The sequence below is a fragment of the Pseudomonas sp. DF5 genome, assembly GCF_058148225.1.
The window spans coordinates 99,195-116,404 of sequence record NZ_JBYVYM010000005.1 but is presented as its reverse complement, the minus strand read 5'-3'; the positions used below and the strand labels follow the sequence as shown (position 1 = coordinate 116,404).

General features: G+C 57.7%; 11 protein-coding genes. 5 read left to right on the top strand and 6 right to left on the bottom strand.

From position 1 onward, the window contains the following. Position 1: 1 nt before the first annotated feature. The 3 genes from AC30D7_RS06820 to AC30D7_RS06810 all read left to right on the top strand — a co-directional run bounded on the left by AC30D7_RS06820 (position 2) and on the right by AC30D7_RS06810 (position 3,484). Entirely contained in the window at positions 2-655 is a 654-nt protein-coding gene (locus tag AC30D7_RS06820; RefSeq protein ID WP_018929509.1) for an ABC transporter permease, read from the top strand. Next, on the top strand, positions 652-1,809 hold the full coding sequence (locus tag AC30D7_RS06815) for an osmoprotectant ABC transporter ATP-binding protein OsmV (protein WP_490133524.1): 1,158 nt from the start codon (positions 652-654) through the stop codon (positions 1,807-1,809). Before AC30D7_RS06820 ends, AC30D7_RS06815 begins: the two co-directional genes overlap by 4 nt. Before the next feature lie 511 nt (positions 1,810-2,320). Further along, entirely contained in the window at positions 2,321-3,484 is a 1,164-nt protein-coding gene (locus tag AC30D7_RS06810) for a type III PLP-dependent enzyme (protein WP_490133523.1), read from the top strand. A 68-nt stretch (positions 3,485-3,552) separates the two neighbouring features. On the opposite strand, the gene AC30D7_RS06805 is transcribed toward AC30D7_RS06810, so the two are convergent. The 4 genes from AC30D7_RS06805 to AC30D7_RS06790 form a co-directional block, all read right to left on the bottom strand. Next, entirely contained in the window at positions 3,553-4,452 is a 900-nt protein-coding gene (locus AC30D7_RS06805; RefSeq protein ID WP_490133522.1) for a hypothetical protein, read from the bottom strand. Positions 4,453-4,566: 114 nt separating this feature from the next. Further along, on the bottom strand, positions 4,567-6,846 hold the full coding sequence (locus tag AC30D7_RS06800; protein ID WP_490133521.1) for an alpha-xenorhabdolysin family binary toxin subunit A: 2,280 nt from the start codon (positions 6,844-6,846) through the stop codon (positions 4,567-4,569). Positions 6,847-7,128: 282 nt separating this feature from the next. Next, complete coding sequence (locus AC30D7_RS06795; RefSeq protein WP_490133520.1) at positions 7,129-7,878, bottom strand: tetratricopeptide repeat protein; 750 nt, start codon at positions 7,876-7,878, stop codon at positions 7,129-7,131. Further along, positions 7,875-8,555: a Fe2+-dependent dioxygenase gene (locus AC30D7_RS06790; protein WP_490133519.1), complete on the bottom strand. Its 681-nt coding sequence runs from the start codon at positions 8,553-8,555 to the stop codon at positions 7,875-7,877. The genes AC30D7_RS06795 and AC30D7_RS06790 overlap by 4 nt, the downstream gene beginning before the upstream one ends. Positions 8,556-8,761: 206 nt before the next feature. Here AC30D7_RS06790 and AC30D7_RS06785 point away from each other — a divergent pair, with 206 nt between their 5' ends. Further along, positions 8,762-11,020 (top strand): TonB-dependent receptor, encoded by a 2,259-nt coding sequence (locus AC30D7_RS06785; protein ID WP_349747093.1) that lies wholly within the window; start codon positions 8,762-8,764, stop codon positions 11,018-11,020. Positions 11,021-11,169: 149 nt separating this feature from the next. After that, complete coding sequence (locus AC30D7_RS06780; protein ID WP_490133518.1) at positions 11,170-13,698, top strand: PepSY domain-containing protein; 2,529 nt, start codon at positions 11,170-11,172, stop codon at positions 13,696-13,698. 50 nt (positions 13,699-13,748) lie between these two features. Here AC30D7_RS06780 and AC30D7_RS06775 read toward each other — a convergent pair whose 3' ends face one another. Both AC30D7_RS06775 and AC30D7_RS06770 read right to left on the bottom strand, forming a co-directional pair. Further along, a complete protein-coding gene (locus AC30D7_RS06775) occupies positions 13,749-15,290 on the bottom strand; it encodes an alkaline phosphatase D family protein (protein ID WP_490133517.1) in 1,542 nt (513 codons plus the stop codon). 170 nt (positions 15,291-15,460) lie between these two features. Continuing rightward, the gene (locus AC30D7_RS06770; protein ID WP_490133516.1) at positions 15,461-17,200 is read right to left on the bottom strand and encodes a PTS fructose-like transporter subunit IIB; all 1,740 of its coding nucleotides are present in this window, start codon (positions 17,198-17,200) and stop codon (positions 15,461-15,463) included. Positions 17,201-17,210: the final 10 nt, after the last annotated feature.

Sequence of the window (17,210 nt, the reverse complement as noted above, 5' to 3'; positions counted from 1 at the left end):
CATGGAATTTCTCAACGCCTTTTCCCATCTCGATTGGCCGCTAGTGCTGCACCTGACCTGGCAGCACATCACCCTGGTTGGCATCGCGGTAACGCTGGCGATTCTGGTCGGCGTGCCGCTGGGCATCCTGATGACCCGCTTCCCGACATTGGCCGGCCCGTTGCAAGCCAGCGCCACGGTTTTGCTGACCGTGCCGTCGATTGCGCTATTCGGCCTGCTGTTGCCGTTCTATTCCAGGTTCGGCCAGGGCCTGGGCCCGATGCCGGCAATCACCGCCGTGTTTCTCTATTCGCTGCTGCCGATCATGCGTAACACCTACCTGGCGCTGACCGGCGTGGAACCCGGCATTCGCGAAGCCGCCCGCGGTATCGGCATGACCTTCGGTCAGCGCCTGCGCATGGTTGAACTGCCGATCGCCGTGCCGGTGATCCTCGCCGGCGTACGCACCGCCGTAGTGATGAACATCGGCGTGATGACCATCGCCGCCACCATCGGCGCCGGTGGCCTCGGTGTACTCATCCTCGCTTCCATCAGCCGCAGCGACATGTCGATGCTTATCGTCGGCGCGGTGCTGGTCAGTCTCCTGGCCATCTTCGCCGACCTGCTTCTGCAATGGCTGCAACGCACGCTGACTCCAAAAGGACTGCTCAAATGATCGAACTTCAAAACCTCAGCAAGACCTTCCAAAGCAACGGCAAAGATGTGAACGCCGTGGACTCGGTGAGCCTGACCGTCAACGAAGGCGAGATCTGTGTGTTCCTCGGGCCATCGGGCTGCGGCAAGAGCACCACGCTGAAGATGATCAACCGGTTGATCAAACCGACCTCGGGCAAGATCCTGATCAACGGCGAAGACACCACCGACCTCGACGAAGTGACGCTGCGCCGCAACATCGGTTATGTGATCCAGCAGATCGGTCTGTTCCCGAACATGACCATCGAGGAAAACATCACCATCGTTCCGCGCCTGCTCGGCTGGGACAAACAGAAATGCCACGACCGCGCCCGCGAGTTGATGAGCATGATCAAGCTTGAGCCCAAGCAATACCTGACTCGCTACCCCCGTGAATTGTCCGGCGGCCAACAGCAGCGGATCGGGGTGATTCGTGCGCTGGCGGCGGATGCACCGTTGTTGTTGATGGACGAACCGTTCGGTGCGGTCGACCCGATCAACCGCGAGATGATCCAGAACGAGTTTTTCGAAATGCAACGGGCGCTGAATAAGACCGTGATCATGGTCAGCCACGACATCGACGAAGCCATCAAGCTCGGCGACAAGATCGCGATTTTCCGCGCCGGCAAGTTGTTGCAGATCGACCACCCAGACACCTTGCTCGCGCATCCTGCGGACGATTTTGTCAGCAACTTCGTCGGCCAGGACAGCACGCTCAAACGCTTGCTGCTGGTGAAGGCTGAAGATGCGGCGGACAACGCGCCGTCGGTGAGCCCGGAAACCCCGGTGGCCGAAGCGCTGGAATTGATGGACGAACTGGACCGGCGCTACGTGGTGGTGACCTGCGCCGAGAACAAGGCCTTGGGCTATGTGCGTCGGCGCGACCTGCATCGCCAGACCGGCACCTGCGCGCAATACCGGCGCGAGTTCAACGCCACCGCGGCGTATGACGAACATTTGCGCATCCTGCTGTCGCGTATGTACGAGTTCAACCGCTCGTGGTTGCCGGTGATGGATGCCGAGCGGGTGTTTCTGGGGGAAGTGACTCAGGAATCGATTGCGGAATATTTGAGCTCCGGCAAGTCCCGTGGGGGCAAGACCAGCATTGTTTCACCTGCGGAAACCGCGTTGGCCTGATCTGTCTGAGGCTCTAGTGCTTTTGTGGCGAGGGAGCTTGCTCCCGTTCGGCTGCGAAGCAGTCGTGAAGTCAGCCGATGCGATCCTTCTGAAGAACCGCATTGCCTGATTTTGGGGGCGCTACGCGGCCCAGCGGGAGCAAGCTCCCTCGCCACAAAAGCCAAGCAAGCTCCCTTCTAAAATCCTTGTCTTGGGAACATCACACTGTCACGCAGGTCAGCTACATCATTAGCTGCAAGGGACCGCACGACGGAAGCGTGCAAAAACGCGACATTTTTTGTTGATCTCAAGCCCCTCACGCCCTAAAGTTCGCGCCGAACGTCCATGCTGGAAACGATCCATCCGGCTCAAGTACTGACGACGAGACAGCAAGGCCAAGGGAAGCACCGCCTCCCATGGCCTTTTTGCTTTCGGCGACATGCCTTGGGAAGTAGGCGAACCAAAGTGGGGATACGGAGGGCGTTCATTTGCACCCATTGATAATTTCAGTTTGCCAGTAGGAGTTCCCAGCATGTCGATCAACGTCGAAGACTATTTCGCGCGCGAAACCTTCCAGAAAATGAAGGCCTTCGCCGACAAACAAGAAACCCCGTTCGTGGTGATCGACACCGCGATGATCGCCCAGGCTTATGACGACCTGCGTGCCGGTTTCGAATTCGCCAAGGTCTACTACGCGGTCAAGGCCAACCCGGCCGTGGAAATCATCGACCTGCTCAAAGAGAAAGGCTCGAGCTTCGACATCGCCTCGATCTATGAGCTGGACAAAGTGCTGAGCCGTGGCGTCAGCGCCGACCAGATCAGCTACGGCAACACCATCAAGAAATCCAAAGACATTCGCTACTTCTACGACAAGGGCGTGCGCCTGTACGCCACCGACTCCGAAGCCGACCTGCGCAACATCGCCAAGGCCGCTCCGGGTTCGAAAGTCTACGTGCGTATCCTGACTGAAGGCTCGACCACTGCCGACTGGCCTTTGTCGCGCAAATTCGGCTGCCAGACCGACATGGCCATGGACCTGCTGATCCTGGCTCGTGACCTGGGCCTGGTGCCGTACGGCATCTCGTTCCACGTCGGTTCGCAGCAGCGCGACATCAGCGTCTGGGACGCGGCAATCGCCAAGGTCAAAGTGATCTTCGAACGTCTGAAAGAAGAAGACGGCATCCACCTGAAGCTGATCAACATGGGTGGCGGCTTCCCGGCCAACTACATCACCCGCACCAACAGCCTGGAAACCTACTCTGAAGAAATCATCCGCTTCCTGAAGGAAGACTTCGGCGATGACCTGCCGGAAATCATCCTGGAGCCGGGCCGTTCGCTGATCGCCAACGCCGGCATTCTGGTCAGCGAAGTGGTGCTGGTGGCGCGTAAATCCCGTACCGCTGTAGAGCGTTGGGTGTACACGGATGTGGGCAAGTTCTCCGGCCTGATCGAAACCATGGACGAAGCCATCAAGTTCCCGATCTGGACCGAGAAGAAAGGCGAGATGGAAGAAGTGGTCATCGCCGGCCCGACCTGCGACAGCGCCGACATCATGTACGAAAACTACAAGTACGGTTTGCCGCTGAACCTGGCGATCGGCGATCGTTTGTACTGGCTGTCGACCGGCGCGTACACCACCAGCTACAGCGCCGTTGAGTTCAATGGCTTCCCGCCGCTGAAGTCGTTTTACGTTTAAAGGCCTTTGCTGGATTTAACCTGCCAGCGTGACAACTAAAAAGCCCATGACGAGTCATGGGCTTTTTTTTATTGGTTGAGCTTGCGCGACATCTTCATCAGCTGTCCAGACATCTCCTTGACCTCCACAAGCGACCTGTCAGTCATTGTCAGCCCCGTCCCTGAACGAGAAAGGGACCGCGCAGGGTGGTTAGCCTGTAACTCGGATCGCGCGTCGGCGAGAAAATATTGAAGTCGATAGCAAAAGTCAGTGAGATTATCCACGGCACTGTTAGCTCTGATACGCATGTTCTTCAATCGAGTAACGTGGTCGCGCGCTTGCTCTAGCCGCGCCTGTTCAGAATGTCCAAGTTCAGGATCGTATTGCATGCCTGGCAGCCCTAACTTTCGAATCGTGTAATACGCCTCGATTTTCGGTATCGGAGCGTCACAACTGCACAAGGCCAACGTCAAGGACTCGATAAACCGAACAAAAATGCTGTGCAATGTTTCACCAATTGCTGTGACCGCACTCCTAAACCTCATGATTGCGCTTTCACATTGATTCAGCCGATTCCAGAGTTCACGCATCAGGTCAATCACGTCCTTGGGAGGTGCATTCCCCCACCCCGAGGAACGGGTCAGACTGAACCCTTTGATATCGAGTGAGTTGATCTTGAGTCGACGATCCACGATGGTTTTGCTCAGGCTGTGAAACTCCTCAATAAACGTCCGAGTATCGAGTACCGCCTTCCCACTCAGCTCACCCATAATCGGTATCGCGATTCTAATGCCATGCCAGGCATCCGTATTCCCCTTGGCTGTTTGTATCAGCATCCTGGAATTGGGCGGTGTCAATATTGCATGCTGCCTACTGTAAGAATCGGTAAAGCCTTGAATTTCCCTTAGCACTGGCGGGAGATTGTCTAAAAAATCTATGTACTCTTTGAGAGCGGTAAAGTTCCCCTCTTCCAACAGATAATCGCGCACCGAAAAAAATCCTTAATACATTAAATAAAGATGCCAGCAAGCCGCGGCTTGCCAACATCACACAGCCGAACCTCAATCAACGATAGCTTGGCATTATCATTGTGGCCGGTTGATTCAAGGATTAGGTTCGGAAAGCGGAGCAAGAAATAGCGTGAAGGCCTTAACCTCGTCTAAAAACTGCAATACGCGCTCATCAGCAGGAATAGAGTTGTTATCAACCGCTACGTTGAACTTGTCAAACGCTACCACCGCCTTTTTATATTCAGCACAGTACAGCTTGTTCTGATCATCAATTAAATTGATAGTTTCGATGAATTCAATATTCTTGTTCGACGCTTCAATAAGCGTAACTTCAATAGCAATCCTGCCGAGCAGCTCCGCGACTTTTGCGCTTAGCTTCTTGCTCTCCGCCAGCATAAAAGAAAAGCTGATGCCTTTAGCAATATCACCGATAGACTTTTGTAACTGCTCGACGGCAAACATGACCAATTGAATTTCCGAAGGCGCCATGCCCAGGGCTTTCAGTTTATCGATCGTCAGATTGATATTTTTACTCAGGTCATCCAGTCCGTTTTTTTCGATTGCGCTAATAGCATCAGAGACGACTTTCAGGTCAGCACGTCGCTTGGTCAGTTCCGTCTGCAGATCTGTCTGGCGCTGATCGGCAGTTTGAATGTCCCTCTTTAGACCAGAAACAAAATCGAGCATCATTTTCCTATCAAAAGCAATCGAGATATTACGGAGACTGTCTTTGCTCTTATTGGCGCTTTCCTTAACCGACTCACACGCCTCTTGCATCGTCTCTTCAATCTCTCCCACGATGGCGTTAATCGTCTCTTGATCCGCCCCGCCACTGACTTCATCTTTTAACTCGGATTCTAGCCCGCCCAGCGTCTTACGGGCTTTCTCAAGTTCATTCTTACTATTGAAAGCAGATGACTGTAGCGTACGCGCGCTGATAAAAACGTTATCGACCAAACCCGCGAAACGTTTGTGCACGTTAGGAAGGTACTGCCAAACAATGAACAAGGCATCAGCAGTCGCGCGATCGTCACGCATTTTGCTCTTGGTCTGCGACAACAACTTAAGATCGATGAGCGGATAACGCTCAAGCACACCTGCAAAATTCTCAATCCTCCGGGCCATAACTTTTACTCCATATTTCGCCTGATACTCCTTATCCGCTTGATCGAATACATCGATCAGCTGGCCGGCCACACTCTCCACTTCCTTCCATGAATCGGCTACCTGTCCAAACCTCGTCATAAATCTCGCAAGTCGTAAGGCATCTTTTATTCCAGACATGGTTTCTTCGGAATCATTGACGTACGAATCGATGACGTTCCACACGTACCTTAGATTATTAGTTGCTACTTCGGCATCAATAGCGACCAACTTGGTATTTTGTAAGTCCTTCTCGACTTCTTTCAACGAAGCCAGCGTTCTGTCCTTGCTCTTGAGACTGAGGAGATCAGCCTCTTGTGCTTCATTTTCCGCACGTCTTGTAGCCCGTATGTTCTCAGCTTCCACACCGTGATAGATCGCCATACCCAAACCAAAAATGTTCAAGCCGGCCGCAGCCTCCAGGGATTTGACCACCAACGCCTTATATTGGGAGTCCAACTCGTCGATGCGCAGCGCTCGTTCGGTAATTTTTTTATTAAGCGCTTCAACCTCACCGGTGTACTGATTGTTTCCGATCAGCACCAATTTCCGCTTGATTTCAGGAATCACTACACTTTCAAGCTGATCGCCAAAGGTATCCAAATCAGCTTTAATATCATTGGTTGTCCTCTTATAAGCGTCAATCCTGTTACGGATGTCTTTCAGATATTCACCCAACTCCGAGACAGTACCCGGGTCCAATTCAATACCAGGAAAGACACCTTTCCAATCAAGTTTTAATTTATTCAAATCCTCCAGTGTTTTAACGTTGTAGTCCTTAATCAATTTTACGGCGGCCTCAGTGTTGCACTCAGCCTCCATGCCGCTGCGCCAGCTCTGCATATTGGAGCCAAATTTCTTCAGGTCTTCGCCTGTTAGCATGATTCGATGCCGCAGTGGCGTCCATAAACTGGCATGCCTGCGAATAAGCTGGAACGTCAACAGGAAATCCTGTGCCTTCAGCCCACGCCCCCCATCATCGTTAGGCCCATAATTCAGATAATCGATAACAGCACCCAGGGTTTCTGGAAACGCCAACCCGATGGCTACGTATTCTTTAAGGCTGATAATTTGCTCTTTGGTTAATATCAGACCGGTACTGCGAGTCATATTCTCCACTCCCCCTTTCGAGGCAAGTGCGAACGCTTTCGGTAACGCTACAGCCAACTCGGAAACTTTTTCATAGTCGGCATTTTTTAACGCTTCATCTCGTAACTTCTCATAACTCATGGATTCACTCCTTTGATCACTCGCTACGCACTCACTTACACGTGATATGCACCTAACATCAGACCTTCCAATGGCCTGAAAAAAGACTAATCCAACTACCGAACCACTGTCAAAATATCTGCACCAACAAACTAATTAAAAACAATACCAATCAGAACTTACAAATCCGGCACAGCACCAATAACAGCTTATTAAAAAACCACGACAAAAGCCTCACACGCCGAAGCGCCGTGAGGGTTGAAGCAAATTTGGAAAATACTGCCTTGATTTAAAGACTCTGGATCAACAGCCGTTGGTCAAACTCTCGGACCTGTCCAGATAAGCTGCAGCCAGTTCAGTTAAACCGAACTGTCGCAACGTTTGTGCTGCGCCTCGCAGAAAGCTCGGATTACCCGCCAATATTGCCTTGTATAACCAGACCAAGGCTTGATCGATTTGCCCCCTTTCGACCAAACAAGTGCCATAGCTGAATTGTCCACGGAAGTCGCCACCTTCTGCGGAACGACGATACCAATCGATAGCATCGACAAGGTTGGCTTCACAAAACTGCCCTTCTTCCAGATAACGACCGAGCAGGTTCATGGACTTCGCATGCCCCAGTTCGGCCGCCTGCCGATACAGATTCAGGGCTTGCAACTGATCTTCCATCACCCCACGCCCCGTCGCCAACAGGTTGGCGTAGTTGTACATCGCCCAATCCAGCCCGGCTTCGGCTGCGATCCAATAATGTCGCGCGGCTATCGAGGCATCGGCAACACAACCCCAACCATGCTCATGACAACGACCGAGCATATTGCGCGCCATCAAGTGCCCGCGCTGAGCCGCAATCTCGAACCAGCGCCGCGCCAGCGGCTGATCCCGCTCGATACCCCGCCCGTCCAGCAAAATCTGTCCCAGCAAGGCCTGGGCATCCAGCACATCTTCACGGGCGGCGATCAGAATCGCCTGGGCTGCGCGCGCCGGGCTTTCCTCCAGCATGGCCTTGAGGCGATCACCGTCGAGGACTTCCTCGCGGCGCAATTGATAACTCATACCTCGACCCAGCGACGCAACAGGTTGTGGTAAGTACCGGTCAGGCGGACCAATGAAGGATGGTCGGGCATGTCCTGGGTCAGCTGCTGAATCGCCCCGTCCATCTCGAACAGCAAAGCGCGCTGGCTGTCTTCACGCACCAGGCTTTGCGTCCAGAAAAACGATGCGTAGCGGGTTCCACGCGTGACGGCGTTGACCTTGTGCAGGCTGGTGCCGGGATACAGGACCATATCGCCGGCCGGCAATTTCACGCGCTGAGTGCCGAAGGTGTCCTGGATTTCCAGTTCGCCACCGTCGTAATCCTCCGGTTCACTGAAGAACAGCGTCGCCGACAGGTCGGTGCGCACCCGCTCGATGCTGCCCTTGGGCTGACGCACGGCGTTGTCGATGTGGAAGTCGAAACTGCCACCGGCCGTGTAACAGTTCAGTAACGGAGGGAAGACCTTGTGCGGTAATGCCGCTGACATGAACTGCGGATTTTTCCACAGCCGTTCGAGCATCGCCGCACCGATTTCCTTGGCCAACAGATGCCCTTCAGGCAGTTGCAGATTGTGCTTGGCCTTCGCCGACTGGAAACCGGCGGTGATTTTGCCATCGGCCCAATCCGCCTGCGCCAGGGCCTCGCGAATGCGCTGCACTTCTTCTTTCGCGAACACGCCGGGAATGTGCAACAACATGGAGAGACACCTGAAAACAAAGGGGTGCTAATGGTATTGATTCTTATTAAATATGTAAAACCCAAGGGACGAATGAAACCGCAAAAACCGTAAAGGCAAATTGTAAAGAATGTAAATTAGTCGCAAATAGCAACGTTTCGCAATTGATACAGATACGTATTTACTCTACATTCCGCGACCTCAAATCCTTGGGGAGGGGAATTCACATGTCACGCCAACAACCACAATCAACGGTCAGTTCACCGCGTTTGCTCGCGTCTGCAATTGGCGTGGCGATCACCGCCGGCTCTGCGGGCCACATGGTTTTCGCGGCCGAGAAGACCGACGAAAAAGCACCCGGCAATGCGATATCCCTGGACGCGACCAGCGTTGTAGGCGAGCAGGATGACACCTCCTACAAGACCGATACCTCGGCCTCCAAGAAGTACACTGCGCCACTGCGCGAGACGCCGAAAAGCGTCACCGTGATCCCGCAACAAGTGATTCGCGACACCGGCGCCACCAGCCTGGTCGACGCCCTGCGCACCACCCCGGGCATCACCTTTGGTGCCGGCGAGGGCGGCAACCCGGCCGGTGATCGTCCGATCATTCGCGGCTTCAACGCCGAAAGCGATGTGTTCATCGACGGCATGCGCGACGTGGCGTCCCAGAGCCGCGAGATCTTCAACGTTGAGTCGATCGAAGTCAGCAAGGGGCCGGGGTCGGCCTTCACCGGCGCCGGTTCCACCGGTGGCAGCCTGAACCTGGTGAGCAAGACCGCCAAGCTGGGCAATGCCTACAACGGCGGCTTCACCTGGGGCTCGGACCAGACCAAGCGCACCACCCTCGACCTGAACCAGCAAATGACCGACACCTCGGCGTTCCGGCTGAACCTGATGAAGCACGAAGCCAACGTCGCCGGGCGTGATGCCGTGGACGTCAGTCGCTGGGGCGTGGCACCGTCCTTCGCCTTCGGCCTGGGCACCGACACCCGCTTGACCGTCGGCTACTACCACGTCGAAACCGACGACATGCCCGACTACGGTATCCCGCTGACCTTGAGCCCCAACCGCAGCAAGTACAACGTCGACAAGCCGGCCAACGTCAACCGCGACAACTTCTACGGCCTCACCGGCCGCGACTATCGCCAGACCAGCAACGACAGCGGCACGATCAAGCTCGAGCACGATCTGAACGATAGCCTGACCGTGTCGAACAGCTTTCGCATGTCCCGTTCGACCCTGGACTACATCGTCACCAACCCTGACGACAGCAAGGGCAACGTGGCCAACGGCAGTGTCTACCGTGGCGCGAAGAGCCGTAACTCGACGTCCAGCGGCTGGATCAACCAGACCGACCTGAGTGCCAAATTCAACACCGGCGCCATCGAGCACAGCCTGGTAACCGGTCTGGAGTTTTCCTATCAGGACACCCACAACCGCCCGTACCTCCTGACCTCCAGCGCCAGCGGCACCCGGTGCAACCGTGCCCTGTTCAACTCCGGCGACTGCACCAGCCTGTATAACCCGACGCCTGGGGATAACTGGAACGGCACGATCACCGACAGCAAAGCCTTCACCGACACCGACACCAAGACCGCCGCGGCCTACGTGTTCGACACCCTGAAGTTCAACGAGCAATGGTCCCTGAACCTGGGCCTGCGTTATGACAACTACCAGGTCGAATCCAGCGGCTTCGCCAACGCCAGCAGCACGGCTCCAGCGGGCAGTTTCTCCCGTCAGAACACCAGCGACCTGGTGAACTACCAGATCGGCGTGGTCTACAACCCGCTGCCAAACGGCAGTATCTATGCCGCCTACTCGACGTCCAGCAACCCGGCCGGCGAAACCAGCGGCAACGGTGGCCTGGAACTGGCGGCGAACAACAGCAGTCTGGACCCGGAAAAGAACCGCAACTACGAGATCGGCACCAAGTGGGACTTCTTCGGTGACGACCTGTCGCTGACCGCCGCACTGTTCCGCACCGAGAAAACCAACGCGCGTATCAACGATCCGGACGGCGGCACCACCCAAGTGCTGGACGGCGAACAGCAGGTCAATGGCCTGGAACTGACCTACACCGGCAAGCTGACCCGTAACTGGCGAGTCTTCGGCGGCTACACCTACATGGACAGCGAAGTGGTCAAAACCACCCTCGCCGCCGATGAAGGCAACCGCATGCCAAGCACCCCACGGAACAACTTCACGTTCTGGTCGACCTACGACCTGGTGCCGGACAAGTTGACCGTCGGTGCCGGTGCAACCTTCGTCGATTCCCAGTTCGGCAACGTCGCCAACTCGGTGGAGATTCCGTCCTACTGGCGTTACGACGCGATGGCCAGCTACCGCCTGACCAAGAACGTCGACCTGCAACTCAACGTACAAAACCTGGCCGACAAGCGTTACTTCGACCAGGTATTCCAGACGCACTACGCCCACGTGGCGCCGGGCCGCACTGCCCTGCTGAGCGCCAACTTCCACTTCTGATAACAGAAGCGTGAAGACCAAAGCGCTCAGGTAAAAGCCCCGTTCATCAAAGTGAACGGGGCTTTTGCGTGTAAAAAAGAATGCTTCTCGACAACTCACGGCATAATGCGCGCCGTGATGATGACTTTTGAACGAACAAGGCGAGCGACGTGTTGAAGAAATCCCTGTTCCAGTTGCACTGGTTTTTCGGCATCAGCGCCGGACTGGTCCTGGCCCTGATGGGCATTACCGGGGCGGCAGTCTCGTTTCAGGATGAAATCCTGCGAACGCTGAACCCCTCCGTGCTGCACGTCGAGAAGCAGATCGCCGGCGTGCTGCCACCGGCCGAACTGGTGGAGAAAATCGAAAGCGCTTCGGGTAAGATCGTCTCGATGCTCTGGGTCGAGACCGACAGCGGCAATGCTGCGCGGGTGATCTTCACGGCGCCGCCCGGCGAACGTCGCGGGCAGATGCGTTATTTCGACCCGTACACCGCCGAGTTCATGGGCGACGTCACCGGCCAGGACTTCTTCGGTCTGATGCTGCAACTGCACCGCTTCCTCGCCATGGGTGATACCGGCCGGCAGATCACCGGCGCCTGCACGCTGATTCTGGTGTTCTTCTGCCTGTCCGGTCTGTACCTGCGCTGGCCGCGCCAGTGGAAAAGCTGGCGCGCCTGGCTGACGCTGGACTGGAAGAAAAAAGGTCGCAGCTTCAACTGGGACCTGCACTCAGTGGCCGGCACCTGGTGCCTGGTGTTCTACCTTTTGGCGGCACTGACCGGGTTGTCCTGGTCGTACGAGTGGTACAACAAAGGGCTGACCAGGCTGCTGTCTGACTCGCCGCAAAACGAGCGGGTTCGCAGTGGTCGCGGCCCTGCGCCAAGCGGCCCGGCCCCCACCGCCGATTACGCCGCGATGTGGAGCAGCATCTACAGCGCCGCCGGTCCTGGTCTTTCGTCCTATAACGTTCGAATGCCGCCCGTGGCCGGGCAACCGGCAACCGTGTTCTACCTGCTGAAGGATTCACCCCACGACCAGGCACGGAACCAGATCACCCTCGATCCGGTGACCGGCGCCGTCAGCCGTCATGACCGTTACAGCGACAAGAGCCTCAAGGCGCAGTTGCTGACCAGTATTTATGCACTGCACGTCGGCAGTTATTTCGGGTTGCTCGGGCGGATCATCCTGACCATCGCCGCGCTGAGCATGCCGCTGTTTTTCGTCACAGGCTGGTTGCTGTACCTGGACCGTCGACGCAAGAAACGTCAGATCGAGGATGCCCGTAAAGGCCTTGAGCAACCGGGTAGCGACGCACCGGCATGGCTGATCGGCTTCGCCAGCCAGAGCGGGTTTGCCGAGCAGCTCGCCTGGCAGACTGCCGGGCAATTGCAGGCCGCCGGATTACCGGTGAAGGTTCAACCGTTGGCCGATGTCAGCGAACAGGACCTGCGAGATTCCAGCAACGCACTGTTCGTGGTCAGCACCTTCGGCGACGGCGAAGCGCCGGACAGCGCCCGCGGTTTCGAACGCAAAGTACTGGGGCGTGCACCGAGCCTCGAAAGCCTGAACTATGCCGTGCTCGGCCTCGGTGACCGCCAGTATCAACACTTCTGCAGCTTCGCCCGTCGCTTGCACACCTGGCTGGGCGAGCACGGCGGCAAGACCTTGTTCGCCCCGGTTGAAGTCGACGGTGGCGACCCTTACGCCCTGCGTCACTGGCAACAGCAACTCGGCCTGCTGACGGGTCAGGCGCCGGTCGACACCTGGCAAGCACCCAGCTACGACAACTGGACCCTGACCCGTCGTGAGCTGATGAACCCGGACAGCAGCGGTGCTCCCGTGTACTTGCTCGGCCTCACCGCTCCCAGCACCAGCAGTTGGCTGGCCGGTGATCTGGTGGAAGTGCTGCCGCGCAATGGTGCGTGGGCCATCGAGCATTTCCTCGAAGGCCTGGGAATTGACGGTCGGGCCACGGTTGAACTCGATGGTCTGTCGCAGTCTCTGGAGCAAGCCCTGGCCAGCCGCCAACTGCCCGAGAACCGCGCTCATCTGGTCGGCCTGCATGCGCAAGCGCTGGTGAATGCGTTGGTGCCACTGGCCCTGCGCGAATACTCCATCGCCTCGATCGCCGCCGACGGCGCGCTGGAACTGATGGTGCGTCAGGAATTGCACCCGGACGGCAGCCTGGGCGTCGGTTCCGGGTGGTTGACCGAACACGTCCCTGTGGGTGGTCACATCAGCCTGCGGGTGCGGCGCAACAGTGGTTTCCATCTACCGAACGAACCGGTGCCGATGATCCTGCTGGGCAACGGCACCGGGCTGGCCGGGTTGCGCAGTTTGCTCAAGGCACGCATTGCCGACGGGCAACAGCGTCACTGGTTGCTGTTTGGCGAGCGTAATCGCGAGCACGATTTTCTGTGCCGCGCGGAACTGGAAGAGTGGTTGATCAACGGTGATCTGGCGCGTCTGGACCTGGCGTTTTCCCGCGATCAGGCCGAGAAAATCTATGTGCAGGATCGCCTGCGCGAGTCTGCCGGCGAGCTGAAGAAATGGTTGGCCGATGGCGCCGTGATTTACATCTGCGGCAGTTTGCAGGGGATGGCGTCAGGTGTGGACCAAGTGCTCAATGAAGTCCTCGGCGCGGATGAAGTCGAGCGCCTGATCGAACAAGCCCGCTACCGCCGCGACGTTTACTGACACCGTTGATGATTGTTCCCACGCAAAGCGTGGGAACAATCACGCGGCCCTCAAACCGGCTGCAACTTACGCTCGAACACCCCCACCCCATCCAGATCCCGCAGCACGACACTCAACTCACCCGACTGCCCATCGATATTCACCTCGCCAAAAAACTGAAACCCGGCAAACGGCGAGGTGTTCTGCGCAGCGGGTGCCTTCTGGAACACCACCTCGGGGCCGAAGGTTTTATCCAGCGCATTCGGCCCGAAGCTCCCCGCATTCAGCGGCCCCGCGACAAATTCCCAGAACGGTTCGAAGTCCTGGAACGCCGCGCGATCAGGATGGTAATGGTGCGCAGCACAGTAATGCACATCCGCCGTCAGCCAAACGAAATTGCGCACCTGCTGCGCCCGCAGAAAACCCAGTAATTCAGCGATCTCCAGCTCACGGCCTTGAGCCGGGCCCGGATCACCGTTGGCCACCGCTTCCCAACGCGCCACACCGGGGCTGACTTCGCCGTCCGGGACGCCGAGGCCGATGGGCATGTCGGCGGCGATGACTTTCCATTGAGCCTGGGAGCCTTTCAATTCACGTTTGAGCCAATCCAATTGCTCTCGACCGAGGAACGGTTTGGCGGCACCAAGGTTGTCGTCATTGGCACCTCGGTAGCTGCGCATGTCGAGCACGAACACATCGAGCATCGGCCCATAACTCAGCTTGCGATAAATCCGCCCGCCACCGTCGGCGCTCTGCAAACGCATCGGCGCATATTCCAGCCAGGCCTGCCGTGCGCGGCCCACCAGGCTGTGGATATCTTTGCTCTTGTAGCGATCATCCAGTTGCTTGCCCGGCGACCAGTTGTTCACCACTTCGTGGTCGTCCCACTGCCAGATCTGCGGCACTTCGGCGTTGAAGCGGCGGATGTTTTCGTCCATCAGGTTGTAGCGGTAATTGCCGCGATACTCGTCGAGGGTTTCGGCGACTTTGCTCTTGGCTTCGCTGGTGATGTTGCGCCACACCCGGCCGCTTTCGGTGGTCAGTTGCGCCGGCACCGGGCCGTCGGCGTAGATGGTGTCGCCGCTGTGGATAAAAAAGTCCGGCAGGCGCAAACGCATGGCTTCGTAGATGCGCATGCCGCCGATGTCCGGGTTGATGCCGAAGCCTTGGCCAACCGTGTCGCCGCTCCAGACGAAGCGAATATTCCGCCGAGCGCTGGGCACACTGCGCAGATGGCCGAACCAGGGTTCGCTGGCGACACCGCTCTGGGCGTCTTCGAACGTCACGCGGTAGAAAATTGCCTGATCGGCAGGCAGGCCGGTGAGTTCGACCCGAGCGGTGAAATCGGTGCCGGCATCGGCCAATGGCGAGACGAATCGACGAGGGTTGCTGAACAGGCTGCGCGTGTCCCATTCCACCACCATCCGCGCCGCGCGATCGCTACGGCTCCAGATCATCGCCCGGTCGCCCAACAGGTCGCCGGACTGCACACCATCGGTGAGTTGCGGCCGATCCTTGACCGATGCAATCACCGCCGGCGCCAGCCCGGGCAGCAACAGCCCGGCTCCGACAGCTTGTATGACACGACGGCGGCCGAGGTCGAATTCGCTCATGGTGCTCTCCCTGAAAAAGGAAAACTTAAGCACGTGCAAATGACACCCATGTGAAAGCGCGATCCCTGTGGGAGCGGGCTTGCCCGCGATAGCGGTGCAACAGTCACCGAATGGGTTGAATGTTAAGCCGTCATCGCGGACAAGCCCGCTCCCACAGGTTTTGTGGTGTGTCAGGCGTTGGCCGGCTCCAGCGCCAGCTCCACTGTTTCCGGCCGTTTGAGCAACGCATACGCCACGGCTGTCAGCAAACTCCCGGCGACGATCGCCAGCAGGTACAACAGCGCATGGTTGATCGCATTCGGAATCAGCATCACGAACAACCCACCGTGCGGCGCCATCAGTTTGCAGCCGAAGTACATCGACAACGCGCCGGTCAGCGCACCGCCAGCGATGCTCGCCGGAATCACCCGCAGCGGGTCTTTGGCCGCGAATGGAATCGCCCCTTCAGAGATAAAGCACAGCCCCAGCACCAGCGCCGCTTTACCGGCCTCGCGTTCCGTCTGGGCGAACTTGCGTCGGGCGATGAACGTAGCGATGCCCAAGCCAATCGGCGGCACCATGCCAGCGGCCATGGTCGCGGCCATCGGTGCATAACTCTGCGATGCCAGCAGCCCCACCGAAAACGCGTAAGCCGCCTTGTTGATCGGCCCACCAAGGTCGACGCACATCATGCCGCCCAGCAGCACACCGAGCAGAATCGCGTTGGTAGTGCCCATGCTGTCGAGGAAGTGGGTGAGCCCCGCAAGCATCCCGGCCACCGGTTTGCCGACCACATAGATCATCACCAGACCGGTGAACAAGCTCGCCAGCAACGGGATGATCAGGATCGGTTTCAGCGCCTCAAGGCTCTGCGGCAAGCGCGCATAACGGTTGATCGCCTGAGCCGCATAGCCGGCGATGAAACCGGCGATGATCCCGCCGATGAAACCGGCACCGAGCGTGCTCGCCAGCAAACCGCCGATCATCCCCGGCGCCAGGCCCGGACGGTCAGCGATCGAGTAGGCGATGTAACCCGCCAGCAGCGGCACCATCAGTTTGAACGCGCTCTCGCCGCCGATCTGCATCAGCGCCGCTGCGAGCGTGCCTTGCTCCTTGAACGCGGTGATGCCGAACACGAAGGACAAGGCAATCATCAGACCGCCCGCCACCACCATCGGCAACATGTACGAGACACCGGTCAGCAGGTGTTTGTAGATACCGGTCTTCTCTTGCTTGGCCGGGCCTTTGGCGCCGGTCGCAGCGCTTTCCTGCTTGCCTTCGGCCAGGGCTTTGTTCAGCGTCGCTTCGGCCTGTTTCAGGGCGATGCCTGTGCCGCAGCGGTAGATTTTCTTGCCGGCGAAACGCTCGGTGGCGACTTCGATGTCGGCCGCCAGCAGCACCACATCAGCATCGGCAATCGCCGCTGCGCTGAGTGGATTGCGTGCGCCGACCGAGCCTTGGGTTTCCACTTGCAGGTCGTAACCCAGGCGCTTGGCCGCTTGCTGCAAGGCTTCGGCGGCCATGAAGGTGTGGGCGACGCCGGTCGGGCACGCGGTGACAGCCACCAGGCGTGGCGCCTGTTTAGCAACCGCGGCAGGTTCAGCGGTGGCTGCGGGCGCTACGTAAACCTCGGCTTCCTCTACCCCACGGCGCAGCACGGCTTCGACATCTTGCAGGGCCTGGGCCGGGGTGCTCTGGAACACCCGTTTGCCGATAAACCGCGACATATCCACCGGCGCGCTGGTGACCAGCAACACCCACTCGGCGGCCTCGATGATCGCCGCCGACAATTGACGTTCCGGATGGGCTGCATCCACGACTTCGACACTGGTGCTCCAGCCCTGACGCTGGGCCGCTGCATCGAGCAGACGAGCACACAGCACACTGGTGACCATGCCGTTCGGGCAGGCCGTAACAATGGCTAATTTCATTGCAAACCCT